Source organism: Sphingopyxis sp. BE259, from assembly GCF_031457495.1.
Lineage (GTDB): Bacteria > Pseudomonadota > Alphaproteobacteria > Sphingomonadales > Sphingomonadaceae > Sphingopyxis.
In genome coordinates, this window is record NZ_JAVDWM010000001.1 from 1,151,888 (window position 1) to 1,176,407 (window position 24,520).

Sequence of the window (24,520 nt, forward strand, 5' to 3'; positions counted from 1 at the left end):
GGTTGCGACCGGTTGCGGACGTTCCGCATTTCTTGACTTCGTCATCCCCGCGAAAGCGGGGACCCAAAGCGTGCGTCGGCGGGCCTGTCCCTGGGTTCCCGCTTTCGCGGGAATGACGAGGGTGGGGTATGGCAGCTCTCCACCCCAAAGCCGACCAGCGCACCACCGGGTTCGCCTCTTTCAATGCATGGGCGACGTCCGCACCGCCCAATAGACCAGATAGAGCAATCCCGCCCATAACAGCAGGATGAACGCCAGGCCGCTACGGCTCGACGGGCGTTCGCTCGCGGCTTCGGCGGCGGCATGGAGTTCCTGCCACAGCGGGGCGGGGATCAGGCGGCGCACCGCCCATAATCCCAGCGGCACAATGAACAGGTCGTCGAGCCACCCCAACACCGGAATGAAATCGGGGATCAGGTCGATTGGCGACAGCGCATAAGCGGCGACGGCGACCGCCAGGAAACGCGCGAGCATCGGCACTCGCGAATCGCGAGCGGCGAACCAGGCGGCGTGCGCCTCGACCGCTAGGCGGTGGCCGAGGTCGCCGATGCGTTCGGAAAGGGATTTGCCGGTCATTGCGATCTACATTAGCCTTCCTGCATGGCTATCCAACTGAAAAGCGCGCGGGTCGAACGTTGGGCGGTTGCGGGATCATTCGTGATCGCGCGCGGCGCCAGCACATTCGTCGATGTCGTCGTCGCTGAGGTCGAGTGTGGCGGCGCGGTCGGACGCGGCGAGGGCACCCCGATCACTTATCTGGGCGAGGATGCGGCAGGGTGCCGCGACCAGTTGCTGCATGTCGCGCCGCATATCGCCGCGCTAGGCGCTGCCGATGCGCGCGCCGCAGTGCAGGAGCTGATGGCGCCCGGCGCCGCGCGCAACGCGCTCGATTGTGCGCTGTGGGATGTGGAGGCGAAGCAGCGCGGACTGCGTCTGTGGCAGCTTGTGGGCTGTGACGGGGCGCCGACCGCGCGAGTCACCGCCTTCACGATCTCGCTAGGGTCGCCGGGGGCGATGGCCGAACAGGCTGCGACTGCCGCCGCTGATGGCTATCGCCTGTTCAAGCTCAAGCTGACCGGCGAGGATGACCGGCTGCGCGTCGCCGCGGTCCGCAAAGGCGCACCCGAAGCGCGGCTGATCGTCGATGCCAACGAAAGCTGGGGCGGGATCGACCTGTTGAGCGAGGCCGAGGCGCTGGCCGACATGGCGGTTGAAATGATCGAGCAGCCGGTGCCGGTCGGAGCCGACGCTTTGCTCGATCCGATTTACGCGCCGATACCCTTTGTTGCCGACGAAAGCTGTCAGACTGCGGCCGATATCGCGCGGATCGGTGCATTTTACGACGGGGTCAATATCAAGCTGGACAAGGCGGGCGGGCTGACCGAGGCGCTGCGGATCGCCGATGCCGCCGACGCGGCGGGGCTGTCGATCATGGTCGGGTGCATGCTATCGACCAGCTTGGCGATCGCGCCTGCGTTCGTGCTGGCGCAGCGCGCGAAATGGGTAGATCTCGACGGTCCCGCGCTGCTGGAGCGCGACCGCGAGGGCGGCTTCGAGTTTCGCGAGGGGCGGATCGGGCCGCGGGTGGGCTAAGCCGTCGCCCGCGCGAAGGCGGGGGCCGCCATCGTTCTACCCTTATAGGGCAGCTTAAGACCGACAGCGGTCCCGGCTTTCGCGGGAACGACGGATAGTTACAGCGCCACTTCGGCGTGTTGGCCCAGTTCGCCTTCCTTCATCGTCATGCCGGTCATCAGTTTGAAGATGCCCTTGATGCCGGGGTCGGCGGTCCAGATTTCGGCGTTGGCCAAGTCGAAGCGGAGCAGGACCAGCTTGGGGTCATCCTTGCCGCCCTCGTACCAGGCCGCGATGCCGTTGTTCCACAGCCGGTCGAGCACCGCGCGGTCGCTCTCGTGAACCAGAGTTCCCGAAATGCACGCGAACAGGTCGTGGCCTTTCGAAGCGAACTGCGCCATGGCTGGACCACCGCCCGCCAAGCGGTTGTCGGTCGAAGTAAAAAACCAGAAAGCACTATTGGCGTCCTTGTCGAGCTGGGCGTTCATCGGAATATGATGCTCACGCCCGCCGGTCGCGCCGATCATGACATAGGGGCTGTCGGCCAGCGCCTTCCAGAATTGTTTCTTGATGTCGTCGCTCATGATCGGGCTCCTTTTCATTTCAGCATGACATCTAAACGCGACAACCGTTCGTATGTTGCTCGGCTGAGCGTGGTTTTTTGCTCGGCGTAACTGACGACTTCATATTCGATGCCGTCGGGATCGAAGAAATAGAAGCGGCGGCCGGGTTCGTAATCGCCGTGCTCGAACGGGACGAGGCCGACGGCCTTTACCCGGCCTTCGATGACGTCGAGATCATCGACTTGCACGCCGATATGGTTGAGCGGGGCGCCCTTTGAATATTGGGCGCCGGCATGTTGGCCGTCGCGGCCGGTATAAAGCGCGACATAGGCGGCTTCGCTGCCGAGGTGGATGGTGCGCCCGCCATCGCGCGCCGGACCCCGCCAGCGTTCGTGCCAACCAAAGATCGCTGAGAGAATGGCGGCAGTGCGATCGGGGTCGCTGACCGTCAGATTGACATGCTCGATGAAGGGACGCGTCACGTGATTGCTCCTGATTCGGGTTGACGTTGCGGATTTTGCAAGTTCAAGTGAGGTTTAGATCAAGGCTATTCGTCATTGCGAGCGAGGCGACGCAATCCAGGGCGTCTTCCGCGACTCTGGATTGCCGCGTCGCCTGCGGCTCCTCGCAATGACGAGACGGAGAATGAGATGCACCGCACCGACCTTATTGCCATCGGCGAACTTTCGGCGCGCACCGGGGTCGCGGTGTCGGCGATCCGCTTTTACGAGGCGAAGGGGCTGGTCGAAGCGCTCCGCACCGGCGGCGGCCAGCGGCGCTTCCTGCGCGCCGACATTCGCCGCGTGTCGTTCATCTTGATCGCGCAGCAACTGGGGCTGAGTCTGGGGGAGATTGCGGCCGAGCTTGGCAGGCTGCCCGCCGGGCGGACGCCGAACGGGGCTGACTGGACGCGGATCAGCACCGCGCTGCGCGCGCGGATCGACGGCCAGATCGCGGCGCTGGAGCGGACGCGCGCACTGCTCGGCAATTGCATCGGTTGCGGGTGCTTGAGCCTGAAAAAATGCGGGCTGTATAACCCACAGGACAAGGCGGCGCAGCGCGGCGCGGGGCCGCGTTATGTGATGGGCGACCGGGCAGGGGAGATTGCGGAGGTCGGGTGAGCGTGCTGGAAAATGCGGCTTTGGGGTGAGGGCGGACATTCCCCACTCTCGTCATTCCCGCGAAAGCAGGAACCCAGGGACAGGCCCGCCGACGCACGCTTTGGGTCCCCGCTTTCGCGGGAACGACGAAGTCAAGAAATGCGGAACGTCCGCAATCGGTCGAAAGCGGCCGTTTCCGGCTTTATACCGCGCTCAGCTTCTCGATCTCGGGCGCCCCGGCCATGCAGGGGCCCAGCTTGGCGCCGAGGGTGCGGAAATGGTCCGACGCGCGGTGCGCTTCGACCGCGGCCTCGTCGTCATAACATTCCAGGACTTTGTACACGCCCGCATCGTCCGTGCGGAACAGCTTGTAATAGCCGTTGCCGGGCTCGTCTGCCGCGACTGCGGCGGCGAGTTCGGCGAAGACGCCCTCGAATTCGGCTTCCTTGCCGGACTGGACGCGCAAGGTCGCGATGATACCGATACCGCTCATGTCATTCTCCTTGGGTTCAGGCTTTCAGATCGGGGTCGACGTCCCAGCCGTCCTCGACCTGCACGCCAAAGCTGTTCAAGATCATCGAAACCTGCGTGTACTGGCCGGCGGTCATCACCAAATCCATTCGGCCCTTGTCGCCGAGCGGCGCCAGCGCGGCCCAAGTCGCGTCGGTGACGAAATGATCGCCGGTCAGCTCGTCGGTCGCGCACAGCATCGCGCGATCGAGTTCGCTCCAGCCGTCCGCATCCGGCCCTGCCTTGATGCGCGCGATCTCGTCTTCGGTCAGCCCGCAATCGAGCCCGATGCGCTTGTGCTGGGTCCATTCATAGCCCGAGCGGCAGTTGTAGCCGGTGCGCAGGATGACGAGTTCGCGGTCCCGCGGGCTCAGCGCATTGCGCTTTGAGAGGATATAATTGCCCCACGTAAGAAACGCGGTGAGCGCCTTGGGCGCATGGGCAAGGGTGCGGAAGATGTTGAGGATCTTGCCGCCGCCGACCTTGCCCCCATCGGAAGCCAGGAAGGGTGTGAGCGCAGCGCGCTGGTCGGCATCGAGCCGGTCCAAATCGACCGGCTCGATACGCGGAGCGTTCAGGCGCAAATCAGAAGACCTCGAACAGGCCCGCTGCGCCCTGGCCGCCGCCGATGCACATGGTGACGACGGCATATTTGACGCCGCGGCGCTTGCCTTCGAGCAGCGCGTGGCCGACGCAGCGCGCGCCGGTCATGCCGAAAGGGTGGCCGATCGAGATCGAGCCGCCATTGACGTTGAGCAGCTCGTTCGGAATGCCGAGCTTGTCGCGGCAATAGAGCACCTGCACCGCGAACGCCTCATTGAGTTCCCACAGGCCAATGTCGTCCATCTTCAGCTCGAAGCGTTCGAGCAGCTTGGGGATGGCAAACACCGGGCCGATACCCATTTCGTCGGGTTCGGTGCCCGCGACGGCCATGCCGACATAGCGGCCCAGCGGTTGGAGGCCGCGCTTTTCGGCGACCTTGGCTTCCATCACGACGCACGCCGACGAACCGTCGGCGAGCTGGCTGGCGTTGCCCGCAGTGATCGTGTGGCCTTCGCCCATCACCGGCTTCAGGCTGGCGAGGCCTTCCAGCGTGGTGTCGGCGCGGTTGCATTCGTCCTTGTCGGCGACGACGTCGTGGAAGCTGACTTCCTTGGTTTCCTTGTTCATTACCGCCATCGTCGCGTTGCACGCGACGATCTCGTCGGCATAAAGGCCCGCGGCCTGCGCCGCGGCGGTGCGCTGCTGCGACTGGAGCGAATATTCGTCCTGCGCTTCGCGGCTGATGTTGTAACGCTTGGCGACGACCTCGGCGGTGCCGATCATCGGCATATAGGTGTCCTTGTGCATCGCGATCAGCTCGGCGTCGGTTTCGACGAACACCTTGCCGCTGCCGCTGACCTTCGAGATGCTTTCGATGCCGCCGGCGACACAGATGTCCTGGCGGTCGACGATGATCTGCTTCGCTGCGGTGGCGATCGTCATCAGACCCGACGAGCATTGGCGGTCGATGGACATGCCGGGGACGGTGACGGGCAGCCCGGCGCGCAGCGCGATCAGCCGCGCGACGTTCATCGTCTGCGACCCCTGCTGCATCGCGGCGCCGAACACTACGTCGTCGATCTCGCCGCCTTCGAGGCCCGCGCGCTCGACGGCGGCTTTGACCGAAAAGGCGCCCAGCGTCGGCGACAGCGTGTTGTTGAACGAACCGCGGCCCGCTTTGGTCAGCGGGGTGCGGGCGGTGGAAACGATGACGGCGTCACGCATGATTTTTCTCCTTAGGCCCTCCCCTTCAGGGGAGGGTTTGGGTGGGGCATGTCAGTGGGGATGCAGGGCCGACAGACCCTCCCCCGACCCCTCCCGCAAGCGGGAGGGGGGAATTAGCTCAAACGAAAAACTGGCTGATCCATTCGGCGATCAGCGCGGGCTTTTCCTCGCCCTCGATCTCGACCGACACTTCATTGGTCTGTTGCCACTGGCCGGGGCGCTTTTCTTCGAGCTCAAGCAGCTTGATATGGCTGCGCACGCGCTTGCCCGAACGAACCGGGGCCAGGAAGCGCACTTTGTTGCAGCCGTAATTGACCCCCATCTTGACGCCGCCGACCTTGGGACCATCGGTGCTCTGGCCCAGCATCGGCATCAGCGACAGGGTAAGGAAACCGTGCGCGATCGTGCCGCCGAACGGCGTCAGCTTGGCCTTTTCCTCGTCGATATGGATGAATTGGTGGTCGCCGGTGGCGTCGGCGAATTTGTTGATCATGTCCTGATCGACCAGCACCCAATCCGACGTGCCGAGATGCTCACCGACCTTTGTCTGCAATTCCTGCGGCGTGATTGTGGCCATCGCTCATCCCCTCGATCATTGGTTCGGGGCGCGTTCTAGGCCTGTCTTGCCGCGTTGCACAAGGGCCAAGCGGTCATGCCAAGGCGCCGTAGCGTCAGCCGGGCTTGGCCGCCTTCGCCGCGGTCGCCTTGGGTTTCGGGGACTCGGCAAAGGGCATGATCATCGTGCCGTCGGGGGCGGCGGTGAAGGTCGTCTGGGTCGGATAGGCAAATTCATATCCGGCCTTGGCCATCGCCTCGAACACGCGGATGCCGACATCGGTGCGCGCCGCGGCGACGACGTCGAATTCGTCGCTGAACACGTCGAACAACAATTCGAAATCGAGACTGGAGGGGCCGAAGGTGAGGAAGCTCGACCGGATAAATTCCTGTCCCGCAGCGACCACCTGCTCCTCGAGCAACGCAGGCAGGTCGCGCAGCATAGTCGGGGTCGTCTGATAGATGACCCCGATGGTGAAGGTGATGCGGCGGCGGTGGAGATGCGCAAAGTTGGTGATCTCCTTGCCCAGCAAATTGGTATTCGAAATCACCAGCAATTCGCCGTTGAGCGAGCGCAGGCGGGTGCTTTTGAGGCCAATACGCTCGACCGTCGCGGTGCTGGTGTCATATTTGATCGTCTCGCCGACGCGGAACGGCCGGTCGAAAATGATCGACAGCGATGCGAACAGGTCCGAAAAAATCCCCTGCGCGGCGAGGCCGATGGCGATGCCGCCGATGCCCAGACCGGCGACCAGCCCGGTGACATTGACCCCCATATTGTCGAGGATGACGATCGCCGCGATGGCGAACAGCGCGACGCTGATCAACAGGCGGATGATCCCCATCGCGTTCGACAGCGTTTCATTGTGCCCGTCGGACGCGCGGCGCTGGATCAGGCCCAGAATGATTTCGCGCGCCCAGATCGCGACCTGCAACACCACCGCGACGGTGAAGATCAGCTGAATGATCTGCAGGATCACCGCGGGCGGCTGGGCATAGCCGGCGACCATGCGGATCGCGATGATCGCCAGCACGAAAGACTTGGTCTTGTGGATCACCCGCCCGACGATGTGGGTCAGGGTGAATTCACCCGGCGTCGCCTGCGCGCGTTTCAGCGCAAAGCCGCGGATCATCGACAGCAGGAAATAGATTGTCAGACCCGCAGCGATCGCGATGCCGATCTGCAGCCAATGGCTGTTCACCCACGCGACGCTGCTGTCCCACCAGGCGCGGATGTCGGCGAGCGGGTCGCTGGTCGCAGGCGCCGCGGTGGCAGTCTTGGTGGCCGCAGTCTGCGCCGCGGCAAGGATAGAGAAGGTCAAGTCGGTCCTCGTGAAGCTGGATCAGGCAGAGCGGAGCAACGCCGCGGCGCCCGGCGCGCGCTCCAGATAGGTCAAAAATCCGCGTTCGTAACGCGAAAGATATTTTGCCGCGCGCGGCAATGCCCCGGCGGCTGCGGCGAAATCGCTGCGGTCCTGCGCCGCGGCGATCATCGCCGGATGGACATAGGCCTTGCGCGCGATCGCGGGGGTGTTGCCGAGATGGCCCGCGACATGCTCGAGCATCACTTTGAGCGTCGGCCGTTCGGGCGCGTCGTACAGGAAAGCAAAGGCCTCGACGCTGGCCGACCAGGTGCGGAAATGCTTGGCGCTGAATTCGTCGCCCATTGCTTCGCGGATATAGGCGTTGACGTCTTCGGACGCGACCGCGCAGACGCCGCTATAGTCTTCATATTGAAACAGCTTCTGTCCCGGCAGATCCTGCAGGCGGCGCACCAACGTCGTCAGGCTGCGGTCGCTAATCGCGACCTCTCTTTGGGCGCCGCCCTTGGCGCGGTAGCTGAGGCGCAGCGTCTGGCCGGTGAGCCTGGCGTGGCGCTGGCGCAGCGTCGTCGCCCCGAAACTCTTGTTCGCCGCGACATATTGTTCGTTGCCGACGCGCAGCGCGGCAAGGTCGAGCAGCCGGACGACCGCGCCGACGACGCGCTCCTGACACAGGTTGCGCCGCGCCAAATCGCTCTCCAGCCGCGCACGGAGGAGCGGCAGCGCATGGCCGAAGGCGGCGCAGCGGTCATATTTGTCGGCCTCGCGCGCCAGCCGGAAATCGGGGTGATAGCGATATTGCTTGCGGCCGCGTGCGTCATAACCGGTCGCCAGTATATGGCCGTTGGCGGCGGGGCAATACCAGGCGTCCTCATAGGCCGGGGGCAGCGCGATGGCATTGAGCCGCGCGATTTCGTCGCGGTCGCGAATGATCTTGCCCTTGGGATCGCGGTATTGCCAACCGTCGCCGACGCGTTCGCGCGCGATACCGGGCAGGCCGTCGTCGACGTGGATCAGGCGCGGGGAGGGCATGGGGCATTAGCGCGCCGCCCCGCCGATTGGTTCCGCCTCAGCCGACGCCGGGCACCCGATGCCGCGCCGGCACCTGCGCCGGGCGCGCCGTCAGCGGGCGCCAGCCAGCCTCCTGTTCGCGGCGGCGACAATAGGTCGATAGCCCCATTTCGAGCGCCAGCATCATATAAATGAACGGCTGGAACGCGATGCCGACGAACAGCGACCCGACCATATAGACGATATGGCCATGCTGGAGCGCGGTTGCCAGCGGCGCGATCCATTGTTCCTCGCCGCGCCGGGTTTTCAGGTAGCGACGGCGCAGCCGCTCCATCTGGACGATGCCGACGATGTGGAGCAGCAGCCATAGCGCGAGGCCCGGATAGCCCTGTTCGCCCAGCATCTCGAAATAGCTGGAATGATAGGCGCGCGATTTTTCGTCATGGACCGTCGCATCGGCATTTTGCGGTTGGTCGGGATCATAATCCGACCCGCTGGTTTCGACGCGCAGCCGGTTCTGGATATAGGCCTCGAACCCGCCGCCAAACGGGTTTTCCTTGGCATAATCCCACGTCCACGCCCACACCGCGACGCGTGTCGATGCCGACTGGTCGGACTTATAGCCCTGGATCGTTTCCATCCGCTCGGTGAAACTCTGCGGCAGGAACGGCACCGCGGCGATCGCGAGCAGCCCGGCGCCGGCGATGTACAAAAAGCGGTGCTTGACCGCGCGCAGCGATAGCACGGCGAGCACCGCCAGGCAGACCAGCCCGGTCCGCGCCTGCGTCCCGATCGGCAGCAACATGCAGGCAAAGCACAGCGCGAAGCAGAACAGCGAGACGCGCCAGTCGGGGGGGAAGATCGTGCCGTGGCGGCGATACCACAGGATCAGCGGGATGATCGCGATGCCGACGGTCGACATGATCGAACCCTCATAAAGCCCGTAATTTTCGTTGAGCAGCAATTGCAGCGAGCCGTAACCGCCGCCACCCGCCGCGGTCTTGATCCCCCCCGCGATCGCGATCGATGCTGCCGACAGCAGCATGATCAGCGTCAGCGATTCGATCCGCAGCTTGGTCCGCAAGGTCAGTGGCAGGAAAATCGCCCACACCAGCGCCTTCCACACCCAGCTCCATTTGTCGGCGGCCTCGACCGGAAAATCGGCCTGCGACGTTGTCAGCCCGCAATAGACGAGCAGCGCGATCAGCAGAAATTGCCGCCCCGACCAGCGCATGTCGCGCTTGTCGTCGGCGGCGAGCCAGCCGACGATCGCCAGCCCAAAGACGATCAGCGAGATCGGGATCGAATTGATCAGAAAATAGCTCAGCCGCTGCGGCGCGACGATGTCGATGTAGCAAAAGCACAGCACAAACAGGAACGGCCGCCGGAACCCGACCCCGATAAAGGCAAACAGAAAGGCGACGAAAGCCAGATCACGCATTGTCGCGGCCGTTTCGTTCGGCGTCGCGGTCTTGCTGCCACTGCGTGCGCGGGCTGACCTCATGGTCCAGATCGCTGCGATACAGCAGGCGCCATAGTGCAAGCGCCATCAAGACGTGCGTCAGCCCAATGGAAAAATTATCGACCATGTCCGCTCCCGCTACGCGATCGGGGTTGACGCTGCGTTAAGGCTAGTATGTCAAAGCGCTAGCCCATGACCCGTATCCTCCACGTCCTAGATCATAGCCTGCCCGCGCACAGCGGCTATACCTTTCGCACCCGCGCGCTGATGAAAGCGCAGGTGGCAAAGGGCTGGGAGGTTGCCGGCGTCACCGGGGTGCGCCACCCCGAGCCCGGGCCGGACGGTGAAACTGTCGACGGCCTGACCTTCTACCGCACCCCGCCAATCGCGCCGGCGATGCCCGTCATTAACGAATGGCGCGAAATCGGCGCGCTGGCGACGCGGGTCGAGGCGCTGGCGCGCGACTGGCAGCCCGATGTGCTGCATGCCCATTCGCCGGTGCTGGACGGCCTTGCCGCGCTGCGCGTCGGCAAAAAACTGGGCATCCCGGTGATCTATGAAATCCGCGCCTTTTGGGAGGATGCGTCGGTCGGTAACGGCACCGGGCGCGAGGGCAGCTTGCGTTATCGCCTGACCAAGATGCTCGAAACGCACGCGGTGAAATCGGCCGACGCGGTCGCGGTCATCTGTGAGGGGCTGCGCGGCGACCTGATCGGGCGCGGCATCGACCCCGGCAAAATCACCGTCTCGCCCAACGGCGTCGACCTCGACCTGTTCGGCGATCCGCTATCGCGCGACGATGCGTTGGCGGGCACGCTGGGCATCGCAGCCGACGATGCGGTGATCGGCTATATCGGCAGCTTTTACGATTATGAGGGGATCGACGATCTGATCGCCGCGATGCCTGCGCTCGTCGCGGCGCAGCCCAAGGCGCGGCTGCTACTGGTCGGCGGCGGGCCGATGGAGGCGGCGCTGAAGGCACAGGCCGCGGCGTCACCCGCGGCGGCGTTTATCCATTTCGTCGGACGGGTGCCGCATCACCAGGTCGAGCGTTATTATTCGCTGATCGACATCCTCGCCTATCCGCGCAAGCAGATGCGGCTGACCGATCTGGTCACGCCACTCAAGCCGCTCGAAGCCATGGCGCAGGGCAAATTGGTTGCCGCATCCAATGTCGGTGGGCATCGCGAACTGATCGAGGATGGTCAAACGGGGACGTTGTTTGCGCCCGACAGCCCCGCGGCAATCGCCGATGCGCTGGCGCAGCTGCTTGAAAATCGGGGGCTCTGGGCCGAACGACGGCGCACCGCACGTATTTTTGTCGAAAACCATCGTAACTGGTCATCAAACATTTTACGTTACGAGCCGGTTTACCAGCGATTGCTGCGCGGCGCGTCCTGATCGCGGCGCCCGGACACGACGATATTTGGCCCCAAGGGCCGCACGGAATTGGACGATATGGACGACAGCAGCGACAACCCGGGCCAGGCCGCATCGAGCGCGCTGCTGCGCGCGCTCCGCCCTGCGATGCCGGCGGTAATCGGCGCTGCGGCGCTGACCTTTCTTTTCGCCGCCGTGATGCCGATGTCCTGGGTCGCCGGGATCGGCTGGAACCTCTATCTTGATCGCCTGTCGGATTATTTCGTCCCGCCGGTCGGCAATGCGGCGCGGCTGTTGCTCGCGCTCGGCATGGCCGCGATCGCTTCGATGATTGCCGGGCTGGTGGCGCTGTTGATTGCGCAGCCCGATGCGGCCGGGCTGTCGGCGCTGCGGGACCGCTTCCGGCGCGCGCGCGATGCCGACGCCGCCGAGGATGCCGGTCGCGAGACCGATTTTTCGGCGCGCCGCCGCCGCGTCGATCTGCATCCCGACGATCCGCCGCGGCCCCCGATCCGCGCCGGCCGCGACCTGCCCGCGGGCGGGCTGGGACCGCTGACCCCCGCAACGGCCGAGCCTGGCGCGGACTTGGTCGCCGAACCCGCCGCCGCACAAAGCGCCGACGCCGATCTGTGGCTCGGCGAATTTGCCGAACAAAATGCCGACGAGCTGGTACTTGCCGATCTTGCGCCCGCGGATGCGGCGCCGACCGGCGACGAGCCTTGGCTGCAACCGGCCGAGATGACGGCGCCGCCGTTGCCCGCCGCGATCGACAATTCGCTCGGCGCGATGGTCGCGCGGCTCGAAGCCGGCCTGGCGCGCCGCCGCGAAACGCCCGGCGACACGGCTGCGACCGCTACGGTCCTCGCGCCCGATGGCAGCGACGTCACCGCAGCAGAGCCCGAGGTCGACCTTGCGCTCGAAGCCGCGCTCAGCACGTTGCAAAGGATGACGCGCCAGTCGGTCGGTTAATCTTCGACGGTCAGGATTTCGATCTGCAGCGCCCCGCGCTCGCCCCCGTATTCCACCACGACATCGGCGACGATATGGCCGGGCAATGTCCATTCGGTCGCGGTCAGTTCGGCTTGCAGCGCGGCGGCCACCGCCGGGGCATCGCCGGCCGCGAGCACGGCGGGGAAGATGTGGCGGGCGCCGACGAAATTAGCGCTCGCCCATGGTCGGAACGTCGAAGCGCCGAGTGTCAGGCCGAGCGGCAACGTGCGCGTGAGCAGGTGAAGCAGGCGACGGTGCGGACAGCCGGGGCGCGGCGGCAGAGCGGGCGACCAGCGCATCATGCCGGGGCTCCGCCGAGCGATCGACGCACAAGGCGCGCGCGCCGGTCGCCGATCGGTTTGACCCGGCCTGCGTGGCGATCGGCTCGCCAATTGTTCATGAAATGTTCCAAACGGCAGATCATTTGGCCGCCCGGTTCGCGGCCGCCACGCAGGTCGCTCACCAGCCGCGGGTCACGCACTGCGGCGCGCCCGAAGACGCTGGGCGGCATCGCCGATTCCTTCAGGAAAGCCTCGATCCGTTGCAACAGGCTGCGCTCCATATTGTCCTCCCTGACCGCATGATAACCGGGCGACTCACCCGATAGGATAAATCCTATCTGCTGATCATTTTCCTACTTGTCTAGGAAAAATCCGCTTGCTAGGAACGAAATAGGAAGGGCTAGTTCACCAATATCATGAGCGACCATGTTTCCGATCCGCGCGCCGCGCTTGACCGACTCTTGACCGATAAGGGCATCGATTATGCGCGTCTGTCGCAGGTGATCGGGCGCAATCCCGCCTATATTCAGCAATATATCAAGCGCGGTTCGCCGCGGCGGCTGGCCGAACAGGACCGGGCGCGGATCGCCGCCTATCTGGGGGTGTCGGAGGCGCTGCTCGGCGGGCCGGTCCAGCGCATCGCGACTCCGGCGCGGTCACGCGGGCCAGGGATGGTCCTCGTCCCGAAGCTGGCGATCGGCGCGTCGGCGGGCGCCGGGGCCAGCGTCGATGGCGAGCCGGTCGAGGGCGAGGTCGCGTTTGATCCCAAGTGGCTGCGCGATCTGGGTGCTGATCCGCGCGCGCTGACCATCATTCGGGTCGAGGGCGATTCGATGGCGCCGACCTTGAACGACGGCGACGATATCCTCGTCGATGGCGGCGACGCCGCGGCGCGGCTGCGCGATGGCATTTACGTGCTACGGATGGACGATGTGCTGATGGTGAAGCGCGTGGCGCGCGCGCCGGGGCCGGGCCGGATTTCGGTGATCAGCGACAATCCGCATTACCGCAGCTGGGACGATCTGCCGATGGCGTCGGTCCAGCTGGTCGGGCGGGTGGTGTGGACGGGACGGCGGGTACGTTGATACTCTTCGCCTGCCGGCGAAGGCCTCACCAGCCCGCTCCCCCACCCGGCCTCCCACAGAGTATCCTGAAATGGGAGGCCGGGTGGGGGAGCGGGCTGGTGCCGCAACTCTTAACGCGGCGCCGCCATCACCGCTTCGATTTCATGTTCCAGAACTTCGGCGCGTTCGCATTGGTCGGCGTTCCCGTTGCGGCATTTTTCGGTGGCCTTGTCACGCTGGCGCGACAGCTTGCCGAGTTGTTCCTCGCGCTTCCGCATTTCGCGGCCGCGGTTGCGATCGGATTCATCCTGGCTGGTGGTTGTCCAGTCGGCGACCTGCCCGACCGCCTTGACCGGCGCCGTGACCACGGTTTTGACCGCGCTGATGCAGCCGGTCAGCAGCGGGGCTGCGGCAAGGGCGATGATGATGGCACGCATAATTGTCTCCTCGCCCGCCATCCCAGCGGTCCGGCGCCTCATCGCATAGCCGCCGCGGTCTGAACAGAATATTGCGATGGATCGCCCGCGCGCCACGACCCTGTGTCACAGCACTGAAACAAATGGTTAAAGCGGTGTTTACCACCCGTGATTAGGTCAGGGCGCCAACAAGGGATCGCAGCACAAAGAAAGATCGGGCCGTCATGGACCATGTTATTTCGCCATCATCGGGTCATGCGGCGGCGATCGCGGCCGACGCGCAAATGGCCGCGGTCATCGACCTGTTTCGCGGCGACCCGGAACTGCGTGCGCTGGCGGTGCTCGATCCGGGCGGGCGGCCGATCGGCGTCATCCGCGAGCAGCGGGTGCGCGAATTGCTGTTCTGTCCATTCTGGTTCTCGCTGATGCAGAACCCGACGATCGGCGGATCGATCGCCGCAATGGTCGAACCCTGTCCGACCGCCGACGTCGCCCGATCGACTACCGACTTGCTACGCATCGCGGCGGGGTCGCCGGGGGCGGGCGAGCTGATTCTGGTCGATCGCGGCCGGTTCGTTGAAACGCTGGACAGCGGCCAACTCGCCAGGCTGGCGATGCTGCGCGACGTCGAACTGGCGCAGGAACGCGCCGCGCGCGGGGCCAAGGTCGATCAGGCCGGGCGCCGGTTCCAGCAAGATATTACTGCGCTGACCGCGGTGCTGTCCGACATGGCGCATCAGGTCGAAACCTTTTCCGCCAGCCTGTCCGATCGGGCGCGCCAGACCGGACGCGACGCCGTGACGGTGGCGGGCGCCACGGCGCAGACGCTGGCCGGACTCCACGACCTCGGCGATCGCGGCCATGCGCTGGCGGCGACGATGGCCAAAATCGTCGACGACGGATCGCGCGCGCGCGCGGTGCGCGGCGAGGCGCATCGCAAGGTTCAGCAGGCGGGTGAAAAGGCCAGCGCGCTCAAGGCGGCGAGCCAGTCGATCGAGCAGATGCTGGCGCTGATCATCGATATGGCGGGCCGCACCAATATGCTCGCGCTCAACGCCGGAATCGAAGCGGCGCGCGCGGGCGATGCGGGGCGCGGCTTTGCGGTTGTCGCGTCGGAGGTCAAGGCACTGGCCAGCCAGACGCGCACCGCGGCGGGCGACATTACCCAATATGTCGACCGTATCCGTGACATCGTCGGTCAGGTCACCTCGGGTTTCGATGAGGTCGAGCGCGCCATCAACGCCAATAATGGCTTTTCCGACGCGATCGACAATGCGGTCGACGGGCAAAGCGCGACGACGCTGATGATCGCGAGCTATGTCGAGCAAGCCGTCGCGGCGGGGCGCGAAATCGACCTCCGCGTACAGGACATCGGCCACGGCGCGACGGCGGTCGGTGACGGCGCGCAAGCGCTGGGCGAATTGTCGGCGGGATTGTCGGAAGCGGCTCGCTCGCTCGACCAGCGCGCGCGCCATTTCGTCGAAGCGGTTGCCGTCGCCTGAAATTCGGTGGCGCCGCAAAGACTTGCTCGCCCGCCCCGCGATGATAGGATGGTCCGGCGCCGGAGGCGACCAGGACCACCGGTGGGGAGGAGGGTCACATGACAAATATGCAAAAGGGCTTGGCCGAGTTGATCGGCACGTTCTGGCTGGTCTTCGGCGGCTGTGGCAGCGCGGTACTGGCGGCGGCGTTTCCCGATGTCGGCATCGGGTTGCTTGGGGTGTCGCTCGCGTTTGGTTTGACGGTCATCACCATGGCCTATGCGATCGGCCATATCTCGGGCTGCCATCTCAACCCCGCGGTCACCGTCGGGCTGTGGGCGGGCGGCCGGTTCGAGGCGCGCGACATTCCGCTCTATGTCGGCGCGCAAGTCGTCGGCGCGGTCATCGCGGCGTTCCTGCTGTTCTACATCGCCAGCGGCAATCCCGCTTATGATCTCGCGACCAACGGGCTCGCGGCCAACGGCTTCGACGCCGGATCACCGGGCGGTTACGACATCTGGTCGGCGTTCATCATCGAAATCGTGCTCACCGCCTTTTTCTTGTGGATCATCATGGGATCGACCGACGGGCGCGCGCCCGCGGGCTTCGCGCCTCTCGCCATCGGCTTGGCGCTGACCCTGATCCATCTGATCTCGATTCCGGTCACCAACACCTCGGTCAACCCGGCGCGCAGCACCGGCCCGGCGCTCGTCGTCGGCGGCCTCGCGATCCAGCAGCTGTGGCTGTTCTGGATCGCGCCGCTGATTGGCGGCGCGCTCGGTGGCCTGCTCTACAAGACGCTGGGCGCCGACACATTCCCGAAACCGAATATCGAAGGCGAATAAGCGCCGATCCGGCGGGGGCAGGGCGCCTCCGCCGGTCTTACTTCAGCAGATCGATGGCAAAGGCGCGAACCTCGGCGGCGATGTCGGGGCGTTCGAGCGCCACCGCCAGATTGGCTTGGATGTATCCGGCCTTCGATCCGCAGTCGTATCGCGCGCCGTCGAATGTGACCGCGTGGAACGGTTGGGTACCGATCATCGTCGCCATTGCGTCGGTTAGCTGAATTTCGCCGCCCGCGCCCTTTTCCTGCCGCTCCAGCACCCGCATCACTTCGGGCTGGAGGATATAACGGCCCGAGATGATCAGGTTCGATGGCGCGTCGGCAATCGCAGGCTTTTCGACCAGCCCGGTGACTTCGGTCAGCGCCCCGTCGCGCCCGCCCGGCGCGATCACGCCATAGCTCGATACCTGCTCGCGCGGCACTTCCAGCACCGAAATCATATTGCCGCCGACCCGGTGGTAGGCATCGACCATCTGTTTCATGCAGCCTGGCGCTCCGTGCATGAATTCGTCGGGCAGGAAGATCGCAAAGGGCTCGTCGCCGACGATGTCGCGCGCGCACCAGATCGCGTGGCCGAGCCCCAGCGGCTCCTGCTGGCGCACATAGGCGCAGTTCCCGGGCCCAAGCCGCGTCGGCTCCAGCACCGACAAATCCTTGCCGCGTTCGGACATTGTCTTTTCCAGCTCGAACGCGATGTCGAAATGGTCCTCGATCGCGCTCTTGCCGCGGCCGGTGACAAAGATCATCTGCTCGATCCCCGCCTCGCGCGCCTCGTCGACCGCATATTGAATCAGCGGGCGATCGACGATCGGCAGCATCTCTTTGGGGATCGCCTTGGTCGCGGGCAGAAAGCGGGTGCCGAGACCGGCAACGGGAAAGACGGCTTTGCGGATCGGTTTCATGGGCAGGGGCTTAGCCGCGAAAGATTGACAAGAAAAGTCGAACCGGCCGTTGCCTGGCCGATCTATTGCGGCGTCACGATCACCACGACGCGGCGGTTATCCTGGCGCCCTTCGTCGGTTTCGTTGCTCGACATCGGCACCGTTTCGCCGCGGCCGACGACCTGGCCGGCGCTGAATGTCATCCCGCCGGCCTGCATCGGCGCCGCAACCGCCGCGGCCCGGGCCTGCGACAGCGTCAGATTATAGGCGGCGGTGCCGACCGAATCGGTGTGACCCTCGACCCGCGCAGTCGTGATGCCGACCGCGACGAGTTTGGCCGCGATGTCGGCGATCTTGGCCTGCTGATCGGCCGGGACACTGCTTTCGTTGGTCGAGAACAGCAGCCGTTCGGGCATGCTCAGCGCCCAGCCGGTGCCGTCTTCGACAAAGCCTTCGGTTTTGAGCACCGCGATCTGGGCGGGCGTGAAACCGGTGGGCGGCGGCATGCTCTGGCAGGCCGCGAGCAGCGCGGCACAGGCGAGCATGAACAAGGCTCTTATGGGTCGGGCGATAGTCTGGGTCACGGCGATACTCCGCTGGTCATGCGTTGGAACGGTGGCTTAATTTGTCGGCATACATGGCCGCATCGGCGGCGGTCAGCAGCGCCGTCGCGTCGCTACCGTCGTCGGGATAGACGGCGGCGCCGACACTGACCGACGCGCGGTATGTCGCGCCGCCGGGCAGCGCCACGGGCTGGGCGACGCAGGTCCGGATGTGATCGGTCAGCTGCTGGGTCACGGCGTCGGTATCGAGCGGATCGACAAGGACGATAAATTCGTCGCCGCCAATGCGCGCTGCAAAATCGCCGTTGCGCAGCGTGTCCTTGATGCACGCCGCCAAAGCCACCAGCACCGCATCGCCCGCCGCGTGACCGAAACTGTCGTTCGCCGCCTTGAAATTATCGGCGTCGATGAACAGCAATGCAAAGCGGTCACCACGCGTTTCGGCGGTCGCAATGCGCTGTGCCAGCTGTTCGTCAAAAGCATGACGGTTCGGCATCGCGGTCAGTGTGTCGTGCGACGCGCGATGGGCGAGCACGGCGCGCTCGCTTTCCATATGCCCTTGCCAACCCTGCAATTCGTCGAGCAGCGCGTTGATGTCGCCGCCCAGCCGGTCGAGTTCGGCAATCCCCAGCGGTTTGACGCGCTTGTCAAAGCGGCGGTGCAGACGCACATCGTGCGCGACGGTGGCGATCTCGTTGAGCGGCTTGACCAGCTCATATTCGAACCGCCGGGCGAGAAAGATGGTGCCGAGCGCGGTTACAAGCAGACAGCAGAGGCCAGCGAGCAGGCCGATGCGAACATAGTCGATCAGCGTCGAGCTATCACCCCAGACCTCGATCGTGCCGATCGCCGAGCCGTTGCGCTCGACGCTGACCGCGAACGGGCGGGGAAAGAACATCCGGGTCAGCAGCGGTGCCGGGTCGGCGACGGGTGACGCCCATTGGGTCAATGGCTGGCCGCGGTCATTCAGTACGCGCAGGCGTGCAATGCCCGGAATACGGGTCAGCGGTTCGAGTCCCTCGCGCGCCGCCTGGGGATCGTTGAAAACCAGCGCCGGTTCGACGCCGTAAGCGCCAAGCTGCGCCGCCAGTTCCATGTTGCGATCGGCATAGCCGCGCAGCGCCGTCACCCCGGCCAGCAAGATGGTGAGCCCGGACAGCGCCACCGCGAACAGGGTGATCCCGAAGTGAAAGCGTGACAGCAGCTTTTGCAACGTCGTGCGCGCGCCGATCCGCTCGGGGGCTTTGCCGGTCATGGCGCGCCTCCGTCGCTGCGGCCGATATTCAGCACCCGCGGGTCGATCCGCAGCGGACCACGTCCGATGGCGTCCAGATTGACCGAAAAGCTGAGGCTGGCGGCGCGGCTGCTCAGGCAGAACATCGCGCCATAGATGCATGCGGCATCGTCGTCGGTGATCGTCAGGATCGGGCGGCCGCGGACCCAGGCGATCAATTGCCGACGATCGGCGATTGGCAGGCGACCGAGAAACAGGATGTCGCAGTCGCTGCGGCTGGTCACCGCGGCGACGGTCATCCGCTGCACCAGCACCGATCCGGCGCCGGGCACGTCGGGTGCCATGCGATTGGTCAGCCGCGGGGAGCCGACCAAACACATCACGCGCGCCGAACTCGCCGATCCGTCGGGCCAGCGCGCATAGCTGACGATACCGCCGATCATCCGGTTGACCGCGCGTGCCACGCCGTCGTCGCTGCCCTCGACGATCGTCTGGCTTGCGGCCTGAACCGACATCTGTGGCGTCGTCAACGACGCGCCGATCAGAAACAGCGATGCCAGCACTTTGCAGAGACCCCCACCTGCGCCGGGACCTGGTCTGTCCGAGCGAGGGGGCGTCCGCTAGCCAAACTGATTGGAAAGTCAAGGAAAAGTGACGTCATACCACCATGTTGTGACAGGCGGGCCGCGTCCTTGGTGTGGCTATTCGGGTCGCAGCCGGTCGGCGAACCCCTTGCGCAGCTTGGCGAGTTTTGGCGGGATAACTGCCATGCAGTAAGGATTGCGCTGGCCCTCGCCGTCCCAATAGGCCTGATGATAATCCTCGGCAGAATACCATTCGGACGCCGCCTCGATCGTGGTAACGATCGGCGCCCGCCAGTCGGACGCCGCGCGGTCGATCGCCGCGCGCGCCGAGTCGCCCTGCGCCGCATCGAGCGGAAACAACGCGCTGCGATATTGGGTGCCGACGTCATTGCCTTGGCGATTGAGCGTCGTCGGGTCGTGGGTCGCAAAATGCACGTCGAGCAGGTCGTCATAAGAGATGACCGCAGGATCGAAGGTGATGCGGATCGCCTCGGCATGGCCGGTGTCACCGCCGCACACCTGTTTGTAGGTCGGGTTTGCGACCTGGCCGCCGATATAGCCGCTTTCGACGGCCTCGACTCCGGCCAGCGACTGGAACACCGCCTCGGTGCACCAGAAGCAGCCTCCGGCGAAAATGGCGGTTTCATGCGTCATGGCGTCGATCCTTGGTCGAGGGAGGGGGAGGCTTGCAGATAGGAAGCGGCGCCCACTATTCCAAGGGCGGCGGCGCATCGATCAGCGGTGGGCGCAGCGGCTGACCGTTGGCGCGCGCGGCGGCGATCGCGGCGACCTCGGCCTCGATCGAAGCAACGCGGTCGCGCCAGCGCGGATGGGTGCCAGCCTGAAACAACGGCCGTCCCTGACGCTGACCGAATTTCTCCCAGAATCGCGCGGCGGCGGCGGGGTCGTAACCGGCGCCCGCCAACAGCCAGGCCGACAGCCGGTCGGCCTCGACCTCGGTCTGTTTGAACAGCCGGGCGCTGCGGCCGAATTGCTTGCCGAGCCCGCGGTCAACGCCTGCGGCGTCGAGCCGGGCGCGATGGCGCAGGATATTGTGTGCGATTTCGTGGGCGATCGCTGCGGCGAGCTCCGCATCGTCGCGCGCGAATTTGGCCAACCCCTGGTTGACCAGCACCATGCGGCCGTCGGCAACGGCACCGGGCTTGTCGCTGGCCTCGACGCGAAAATCGCTGACGCACCCGGCAACCGGCGTGACACGCAGGGGGGCGGCAGCGCCCGTATCGAGCGCGAGCGACGCGGCCGATGGCAACGCCGCAAGCTGCTTTTCGATCGCCGTGATCCGGGCAAAGGGATGTGCGTCCTGACCGTTAGGAACCAGCGCGTCCTGAAGCCCGAGCACCGCCATGCCGACGCGCATCCCGCTCGCCGCCGCGGGCGAGGCCGGAGCGATCGCGGCCATGAACGGCGCGTCGCGATCCGCCGCGCCATAGGCAGCGAGCGCCGCGGGCCGACGATCCGGGTCATAGAGGCGCGGATCGCCCCAGATCCAGCCGAATTGCGGTTGTTGCAGTGGGCACCATGCGGCATTGGCGGTGGTCAGGCGAAAACCGATCGCAGCGACGCGCGCTTCCAGTGCCGCCAAAGACGCATAGGGCGACGCATCGGCACGCGCCGCGGCATGGACCGGCGCAGCGGCCAACAGCGAAAGGGCGGCAAGGATCGAAGGCGCGTGACGCAGCATAGCGTTCGCTTATCAAGCCGCGCCTGTCGCGGCCATGAATTTCCCCATGTCTGCGTCGGCCCACCTCTTGCCTATCGACGACCGAGCGCCGATAGGGCGGGGCGATGACGAACGCCGCCACCCTGTCTTCGACCGCCACCCGCCAACCCCGCCCCGCCGCGCTTGCGCGCTGGCTGTGGGCCGTCGCGCTGCTGGTGGTCATCGTGGTCGGGGTCGGCGGCATCACCCGCCTGACCGAATCGGGGCTGTCGATCACCGAATGGCGGCCGGTGTCGGGAGTGCTGCCGCCGCTGAACGAGACCGACTGGATTAAGGAATTCGAGAAATACAAACAGATCCCCGAATATCGGGAGATCAACCTCGGCATGACGCTGGCCGGGTTCAAGGCGATTTTTTTCTGGGAATGGCTGCACCGCATCCTGGGCCGGCTGGTCGGCATGGCGATGATCGTGCCGCTGGCCTGGTATGCGTGGCGGCGCGCCATTCCGGCGGGCTATGGCGCGCGCTTGCTGGCGCTGACCTCTCTGGTCGGGCTGCAAGGCGCGCTCGGTTGGTGGATGGTCGCATCGGGGCTGGAATATCGCACCGACGTCAGCCATTTTCGCTTGGCCGCGCACCTGCTGACCGCGCTGTTCCTGCTCGCGGGGCTCGTCTGGACCGCGCGCGACCTCGACACGCTGGCGCGCGACCCCGCGGCGCTGCCTGCGCGGCTGACCGGCGGCGCCATCGCCGTCATCGCGATCCTGTTCGTGCAGTTGTTGCTCGGCGCGTGGGTGGCCGGGCTTAATGCTGGCTTTGTCGCCAGCAGCTGGCCGCTGATGAACGATCAATTCGTGCCAGCGGGCATCGATTGGGCGCGCGGCGTCTGGGCGGCGTTGACCAACGATCCGTTCCTGATCCATTTCCTGCATCGCTGGTGGTCGTGGATCGCGGCGCTGGCGCTGTTGCTGCTGGCCCGCGCTTTGGCGCGGCGCAGCGCACCAGGCGAGGCGCGGCTGGTTGTTGCGGTGGTGGCGGTGCAGATGCTGCTGGGGATATGGACCGTCATGTCGGGCGTGTCGATGTGGGTCGCGGTGGCGCATCAGGTGGTGGGCGCGGTCCTCGTCGCCATTACTTCCGCGGCGTTGCACCGGCTGGGGCGCCGCGCCGCATGACGCTGCTCGGCGGTTTCGGCAGCGCGCTGCTGCTGATCGCGCAGCCGCTGGCGGCTTCCGGCGATGCGGCGGTCGCGGCGACCGCGCAGGTCCAGTTTGCACCCCCTGTCGGCCGCGCGATGACCTATCGCGTCACGACGCGCCGCGTCGGACGCAACGGGGCGCTGATCAACTTTTCGCTGGTCTATGCCCTGCAATGGCAACGGATCGGGCGTGGCTATCAGTTAAACGCCGTGCTGCAACCGATCGATTCGGACGCGCCGCAAGCCGTTACCCGGGCCTTGACGGTGATGCTCCAGCCTTTGGTGGGCGAGGAAGTCGCCTATCTGGTGGCCCCCGACGGCAATCGCATCGACTTGGTCGATCCCACCGGCCTGTGGGAGCGGGTGACGGCACGGATGCAGGCGACGGGCGCGGAGGCTGGGCGCCCCGAAGCCAAGCAACTGGCGGAGCTGATTGCGGCGCTGCCGGCCGCCGAGCGCGACCGGCTGGCGACTGCCGACATCCGAGCGATGGTGGCGCCCGCGAACGCCGCCATTCCGGTCGCCCCGATCGGCGAGGGCGCGGGTGTATCGACGACCCAGAACGGCCGGCTGCGGACGATCGCGAAGGTCGAGCGCGGCACGATTGCCCCGACGGGTGCGGCGCAAGTTTTGGATACCGACCATGTGTGGACGATCGACACCGCAACAGGGCTGGTCATTCGCGAGCGGCGGCAGAGCTGGATCGCCGGAGAGAATGGCAGCGAACGGACGCTGGTCGAGGAGCGCGAGCGCGCACTGGAATTCGTATCTTGAACCACGCGGTATCATAGTACCTGTCAGCAAAGCCGCGCGATACTTGACTTTCTGCACGCTTGGCGTCATTGGCCCCCTCCGAAGCGCCGCTGCGTCCCTTGGGGATCAAGCGGCGCGGTTTGTTTCGGGCGGCAGTATCGCTGCTCGTCCTCGTCCATATCTGTCAAGGAGGTCGCCATGATGAAGGCGCTGACCAAGACGACCGCTTCGGCAAATGCTGGTACGGTCGAAAAGAAATGGGTGCTGATCGACGCCGAGGGTCTCGTTGTGGGCCGCGTGGCATCGATTATCGCCAATATCCTGCGCGGCAAGCACAAGCCGTCGTTCACCCCCCACGTCGATTGCGGTGACAATGTCATCGTCATCAACGCGGAAAAGGTGGCGTTCACCGGCAAGAAGCTGGCCGACAAGCGTTACTACAAGCACACCGGCTATGCCGGCGGCATCAAGGAAACCAGCCCCCAGAAGATTCTGGAAGGCCGTTTCCCCGAGCGCGTGCTGGAAAAGGCCATCGAACGCATGATCCCGCGTGGCCCGCTGGGCCGCCAGCAGATGCGCAACCTGCGCGTCTTTGCTGGATCGGAACATCCGCATGAAGGGCAGAGCCCCGAAGTGATCGACGTCGCGTCGATGAACCGTAAGAACAAGGTGGGTGCATAATGGCTGACGAACAGACCATGACCGATCTCAAGGACCTTGGTGGCGCCGTCGAAGGCACCGCCGCTCCGGTTTCGACCGCGCCGCTGCGCGAAAAGATCGTCGATAAGCAGGGCCGCGCTTATGCGACCGGCCGCCGCAAGGACGCCGTTGCCCGCGTGTGGCTGAAGCCCGGCACGGGCAAGATTACGATCAACGGCCGCGACCAGGAAGTCTATTTCGCGCGTCCGACGCTGCGTCTCGTGATCAACCAGCCTTTCGGTCTGACCGATCGCGTTGGCAGCTATGACATTGTCGCCACCGTCAAGGGCGGTGGTCTGTCGGGCCAGGCAGGCGCTGTGCTGCATGGCATCGCGCAGGCGCTGACCCGTTTCGAACCCGCCCTGCGCGGCGCGGTCAAGACCGCCGGGTTCCTGACCCGCGACAGCCGCGCCGTCGAGCGTAAGAAGTATGGCAAGGCCAAGGCTCGCCGCAGCTTCCAGTTCTCGAAGCGCTAACAGCTTTTTCACCGACGGGTGGAAAGGGAAGGGCGGTCCGGCAACGGGCCGCCCTTTTTCATGCGCGCGACGCGCACGAGAAACCGCGTTAAATATCTATAAATAGGCCATTGTCTAATTGCGCGGCGTGGTT

General features: G+C 65.4%; 31 protein-coding genes. 11 read left to right on the forward strand and 20 right to left on the reverse strand.

The annotated features are described in order from the left end of the window. Positions 1–180: 180 nt before the first annotated feature. Complete coding sequence (locus J2X44_RS05590) at positions 181–576, reverse strand: DUF1232 domain-containing protein (RefSeq protein ID WP_310088508.1); 396 nt, start codon at positions 574–576, stop codon at positions 181–183. 24 nt (positions 577–600) lie between these two features. Here J2X44_RS05590 and J2X44_RS05595 point away from each other — a divergent pair, with 24 nt between their 5' ends. After that, entirely contained in the window at positions 601–1,593 is a 993-nt protein-coding gene (locus J2X44_RS05595) for a dipeptide epimerase (protein ID WP_310088510.1), read from the forward strand. A gap of 98 nt (positions 1,594–1,691) precedes the next feature. On the opposite strand, the gene J2X44_RS05600 is transcribed toward J2X44_RS05595, so the two are convergent. Beyond that, positions 1,692–2,156: a pyridoxamine 5'-phosphate oxidase family protein gene (locus J2X44_RS05600; RefSeq protein ID WP_310088512.1), complete on the reverse strand. Its 465-nt coding sequence runs from the start codon at positions 2,154–2,156 to the stop codon at positions 1,692–1,694. Positions 2,157–2,170: 14 nt separating this feature from the next. Beyond that, positions 2,171–2,617: a VOC family protein gene (locus J2X44_RS05605; protein ID WP_310088514.1), complete on the reverse strand. Its 447-nt coding sequence runs from the start codon at positions 2,615–2,617 to the stop codon at positions 2,171–2,173. Positions 2,618–2,785: 168 nt separating this feature from the next. On the opposite strand from J2X44_RS05605, the gene soxR reads away from it, so the two are divergent. After that, positions 2,786–3,256 carry a redox-sensitive transcriptional activator SoxR gene (gene soxR, locus J2X44_RS05610; RefSeq protein ID WP_310088515.1) on the forward strand — a complete coding sequence of 157 codons (471 nt, stop codon included), beginning with the start codon at positions 2,786–2,788 and terminating at the stop codon, positions 3,254–3,256. Positions 3,257–3,437: 181 nt separating this feature from the next. Here soxR and J2X44_RS05615 read toward each other — a convergent pair whose 3' ends face one another. The 8 genes from J2X44_RS05615 to J2X44_RS05650 all read right to left on the reverse strand — a co-directional run bounded on the left by J2X44_RS05615 (position 3,438) and on the right by J2X44_RS05650 (position 9,989). Beyond that, positions 3,438–3,728 (reverse strand): putative quinol monooxygenase, encoded by a 291-nt coding sequence (locus tag J2X44_RS05615; RefSeq protein ID WP_310088517.1) that lies wholly within the window; start codon positions 3,726–3,728, stop codon positions 3,438–3,440. Between the two features lie 16 nt (positions 3,729–3,744). Further along, on the reverse strand, positions 3,745–4,329 hold the full coding sequence (locus tag J2X44_RS05620; protein WP_310088519.1) for a carboxymuconolactone decarboxylase family protein: 585 nt from the start codon (positions 4,327–4,329) through the stop codon (positions 3,745–3,747). Between the two features lies 1 nt (position 4,330). Then, on the reverse strand, positions 4,331–5,512 hold the full coding sequence (locus tag J2X44_RS05625; RefSeq protein WP_310088521.1) for an acetyl-CoA C-acyltransferase: 1,182 nt from the start codon (positions 5,510–5,512) through the stop codon (positions 4,331–4,333). Positions 5,513–5,630: 118 nt separating this feature from the next. Continuing rightward, positions 5,631–6,089, reverse strand: a complete 459-nt coding sequence (locus J2X44_RS05630; RefSeq protein WP_310088523.1) for a MaoC family dehydratase — start codon at positions 6,087–6,089, stop codon at positions 5,631–5,633. Between the two features lie 94 nt (positions 6,090–6,183). After that, positions 6,184–7,389: a mechanosensitive ion channel domain-containing protein gene (locus J2X44_RS05635; protein WP_310088525.1), complete on the reverse strand. Its 1,206-nt coding sequence runs from the start codon at positions 7,387–7,389 to the stop codon at positions 6,184–6,186. 21 nt (positions 7,390–7,410) lie between these two features. Then, on the reverse strand, positions 7,411–8,421 hold the full coding sequence (locus J2X44_RS05640) for a DNA topoisomerase IB (RefSeq protein ID WP_310088527.1): 1,011 nt from the start codon (positions 8,419–8,421) through the stop codon (positions 7,411–7,413). Positions 8,422–8,458: 37 nt separating this feature from the next. Continuing rightward, entirely contained in the window at positions 8,459–9,841 is a 1,383-nt protein-coding gene (locus J2X44_RS05645; protein WP_310088529.1) for a putative O-glycosylation ligase, exosortase A system-associated, read from the reverse strand. Beyond that, positions 9,834–9,989 carry a hypothetical protein gene (locus tag J2X44_RS05650; protein WP_310088531.1) on the reverse strand — a complete coding sequence of 52 codons (156 nt, stop codon included), beginning with the start codon at positions 9,987–9,989 and terminating at the stop codon, positions 9,834–9,836. The genes J2X44_RS05645 and J2X44_RS05650 overlap by 8 nt, the downstream gene beginning before the upstream one ends. 65 nt (positions 9,990–10,054) lie before the next feature. Here J2X44_RS05650 and J2X44_RS05655 point away from each other — a divergent pair, with 65 nt between their 5' ends. Further along, complete coding sequence (locus J2X44_RS05655) at positions 10,055–11,263, forward strand: TIGR04063 family PEP-CTERM/XrtA system glycosyltransferase (protein WP_310088533.1); 1,209 nt, start codon at positions 10,055–10,057, stop codon at positions 11,261–11,263. Positions 11,264–11,320: 57 nt separating this feature from the next. Beyond that, positions 11,321–12,211, forward strand: coding sequence for a hypothetical protein (locus J2X44_RS05660; RefSeq protein WP_310088535.1), 891 nt, complete (start codon positions 11,321–11,323; stop codon positions 12,209–12,211). On the opposite strand, the gene J2X44_RS05665 is transcribed toward J2X44_RS05660, so the two are convergent. After that, a complete protein-coding gene (locus J2X44_RS05665; RefSeq protein WP_310088537.1) occupies positions 12,208–12,534 on the reverse strand; it encodes a hypothetical protein in 327 nt (108 codons plus the stop codon). The two genes, J2X44_RS05660 and J2X44_RS05665, sit on opposite strands and share 4 nt — an antisense overlap. Next, positions 12,531–12,794, reverse strand: a complete 264-nt coding sequence (locus J2X44_RS05670) for a hypothetical protein (RefSeq protein WP_310088539.1) — start codon at positions 12,792–12,794, stop codon at positions 12,531–12,533. Before J2X44_RS05670 ends, J2X44_RS05665 begins: the two co-directional genes overlap by 4 nt. A gap of 135 nt (positions 12,795–12,929) precedes the next feature. On the opposite strand from J2X44_RS05670, the gene J2X44_RS05675 reads away from it, so the two are divergent. Further along, complete coding sequence (locus tag J2X44_RS05675; protein WP_310088541.1) at positions 12,930–13,598, forward strand: S24 family peptidase; 669 nt, start codon at positions 12,930–12,932, stop codon at positions 13,596–13,598. A gap of 110 nt (positions 13,599–13,708) precedes the next feature. Here the strand turns inward: J2X44_RS05675 and J2X44_RS05680 are convergent, their stop codons facing one another. After that, positions 13,709–14,014 (reverse strand): hypothetical protein, encoded by a 306-nt coding sequence (locus J2X44_RS05680; RefSeq protein WP_310088543.1) that lies wholly within the window; start codon positions 14,012–14,014, stop codon positions 13,709–13,711. A gap of 203 nt (positions 14,015–14,217) precedes the next feature. Between J2X44_RS05680 and J2X44_RS05685 the strand changes: the two genes are divergently transcribed. Then, complete coding sequence (locus J2X44_RS05685; protein ID WP_310088545.1) at positions 14,218–15,495, forward strand: methyl-accepting chemotaxis protein; 1,278 nt, start codon at positions 14,218–14,220, stop codon at positions 15,493–15,495. 98 nt (positions 15,496–15,593) lie between these two features. Then, complete coding sequence (aqpZ, locus tag J2X44_RS05690) at positions 15,594–16,319, forward strand: aquaporin Z (protein ID WP_310088548.1); 726 nt, start codon at positions 15,594–15,596, stop codon at positions 16,317–16,319. Between the two features lie 37 nt (positions 16,320–16,356). On the opposite strand, the gene galU is transcribed toward aqpZ, so the two are convergent. The 6 genes from galU to J2X44_RS05720 all read right to left on the reverse strand — a co-directional run bounded on the left by galU (position 16,357) and on the right by J2X44_RS05720 (position 21,240). Next, the gene (galU, locus tag J2X44_RS05695; protein WP_310089322.1) at positions 16,357–17,226 is read right to left on the reverse strand and encodes a UTP--glucose-1-phosphate uridylyltransferase GalU; all 870 of its coding nucleotides are present in this window, start codon (positions 17,224–17,226) and stop codon (positions 16,357–16,359) included. Between the two features lie 56 nt (positions 17,227–17,282). Continuing rightward, positions 17,283–17,783: an OmpA family protein gene (locus J2X44_RS05700; protein ID WP_310088549.1), complete on the reverse strand. Its 501-nt coding sequence runs from the start codon at positions 17,781–17,783 to the stop codon at positions 17,283–17,285. 16 nt (positions 17,784–17,799) lie between these two features. Further along, a complete protein-coding gene (locus J2X44_RS05705; protein WP_310088550.1) occupies positions 17,800–19,017 on the reverse strand; it encodes a diguanylate cyclase domain-containing protein in 1,218 nt (405 codons plus the stop codon). Then, entirely contained in the window at positions 19,014–19,559 is a 546-nt protein-coding gene (locus J2X44_RS05710; protein ID WP_310249216.1) for a YfiR family protein, read from the reverse strand. Before J2X44_RS05710 ends, J2X44_RS05705 begins: the two co-directional genes overlap by 4 nt. Before the next feature lie 138 nt (positions 19,560–19,697). Next, a complete protein-coding gene (msrA, locus tag J2X44_RS05715) occupies positions 19,698–20,234 on the reverse strand; it encodes a peptide-methionine (S)-S-oxide reductase MsrA (RefSeq protein WP_310088552.1) in 537 nt (178 codons plus the stop codon). A gap of 55 nt (positions 20,235–20,289) precedes the next feature. After that, entirely contained in the window at positions 20,290–21,240 is a 951-nt protein-coding gene (locus J2X44_RS05720) for a M48 family metallopeptidase (protein ID WP_310088553.1), read from the reverse strand. Positions 21,241–21,386: 146 nt separating this feature from the next. Here J2X44_RS05720 and J2X44_RS05725 point away from each other — a divergent pair, with 146 nt between their 5' ends. The 4 genes from J2X44_RS05725 to rpsI all read left to right on the forward strand — a co-directional run bounded on the left by J2X44_RS05725 (position 21,387) and on the right by rpsI (position 24,387). Then, positions 21,387–22,436 carry a COX15/CtaA family protein gene (locus J2X44_RS05725; protein WP_310088554.1) on the forward strand — a complete coding sequence of 350 codons (1,050 nt, stop codon included), beginning with the start codon at positions 21,387–21,389 and terminating at the stop codon, positions 22,434–22,436. After that, positions 22,433–23,233, forward strand: a complete 801-nt coding sequence (locus tag J2X44_RS05730; protein ID WP_310088556.1) for a hypothetical protein — start codon at positions 22,433–22,435, stop codon at positions 23,231–23,233. Before J2X44_RS05725 ends, J2X44_RS05730 begins: the two co-directional genes overlap by 4 nt. Positions 23,234–23,413: 180 nt before the next feature. Further along, complete coding sequence (rplM, locus tag J2X44_RS05735) at positions 23,414–23,893, forward strand: 50S ribosomal protein L13 (RefSeq protein ID WP_310089324.1); 480 nt, start codon at positions 23,414–23,416, stop codon at positions 23,891–23,893. Continuing rightward, on the forward strand, positions 23,893–24,387 hold the full coding sequence (gene rpsI, locus J2X44_RS05740; protein ID WP_310088558.1) for a 30S ribosomal protein S9: 495 nt from the start codon (positions 23,893–23,895) through the stop codon (positions 24,385–24,387). Before rplM ends, rpsI begins: the two co-directional genes overlap by 1 nt. Positions 24,388–24,520: the final 133 nt, after the last annotated feature.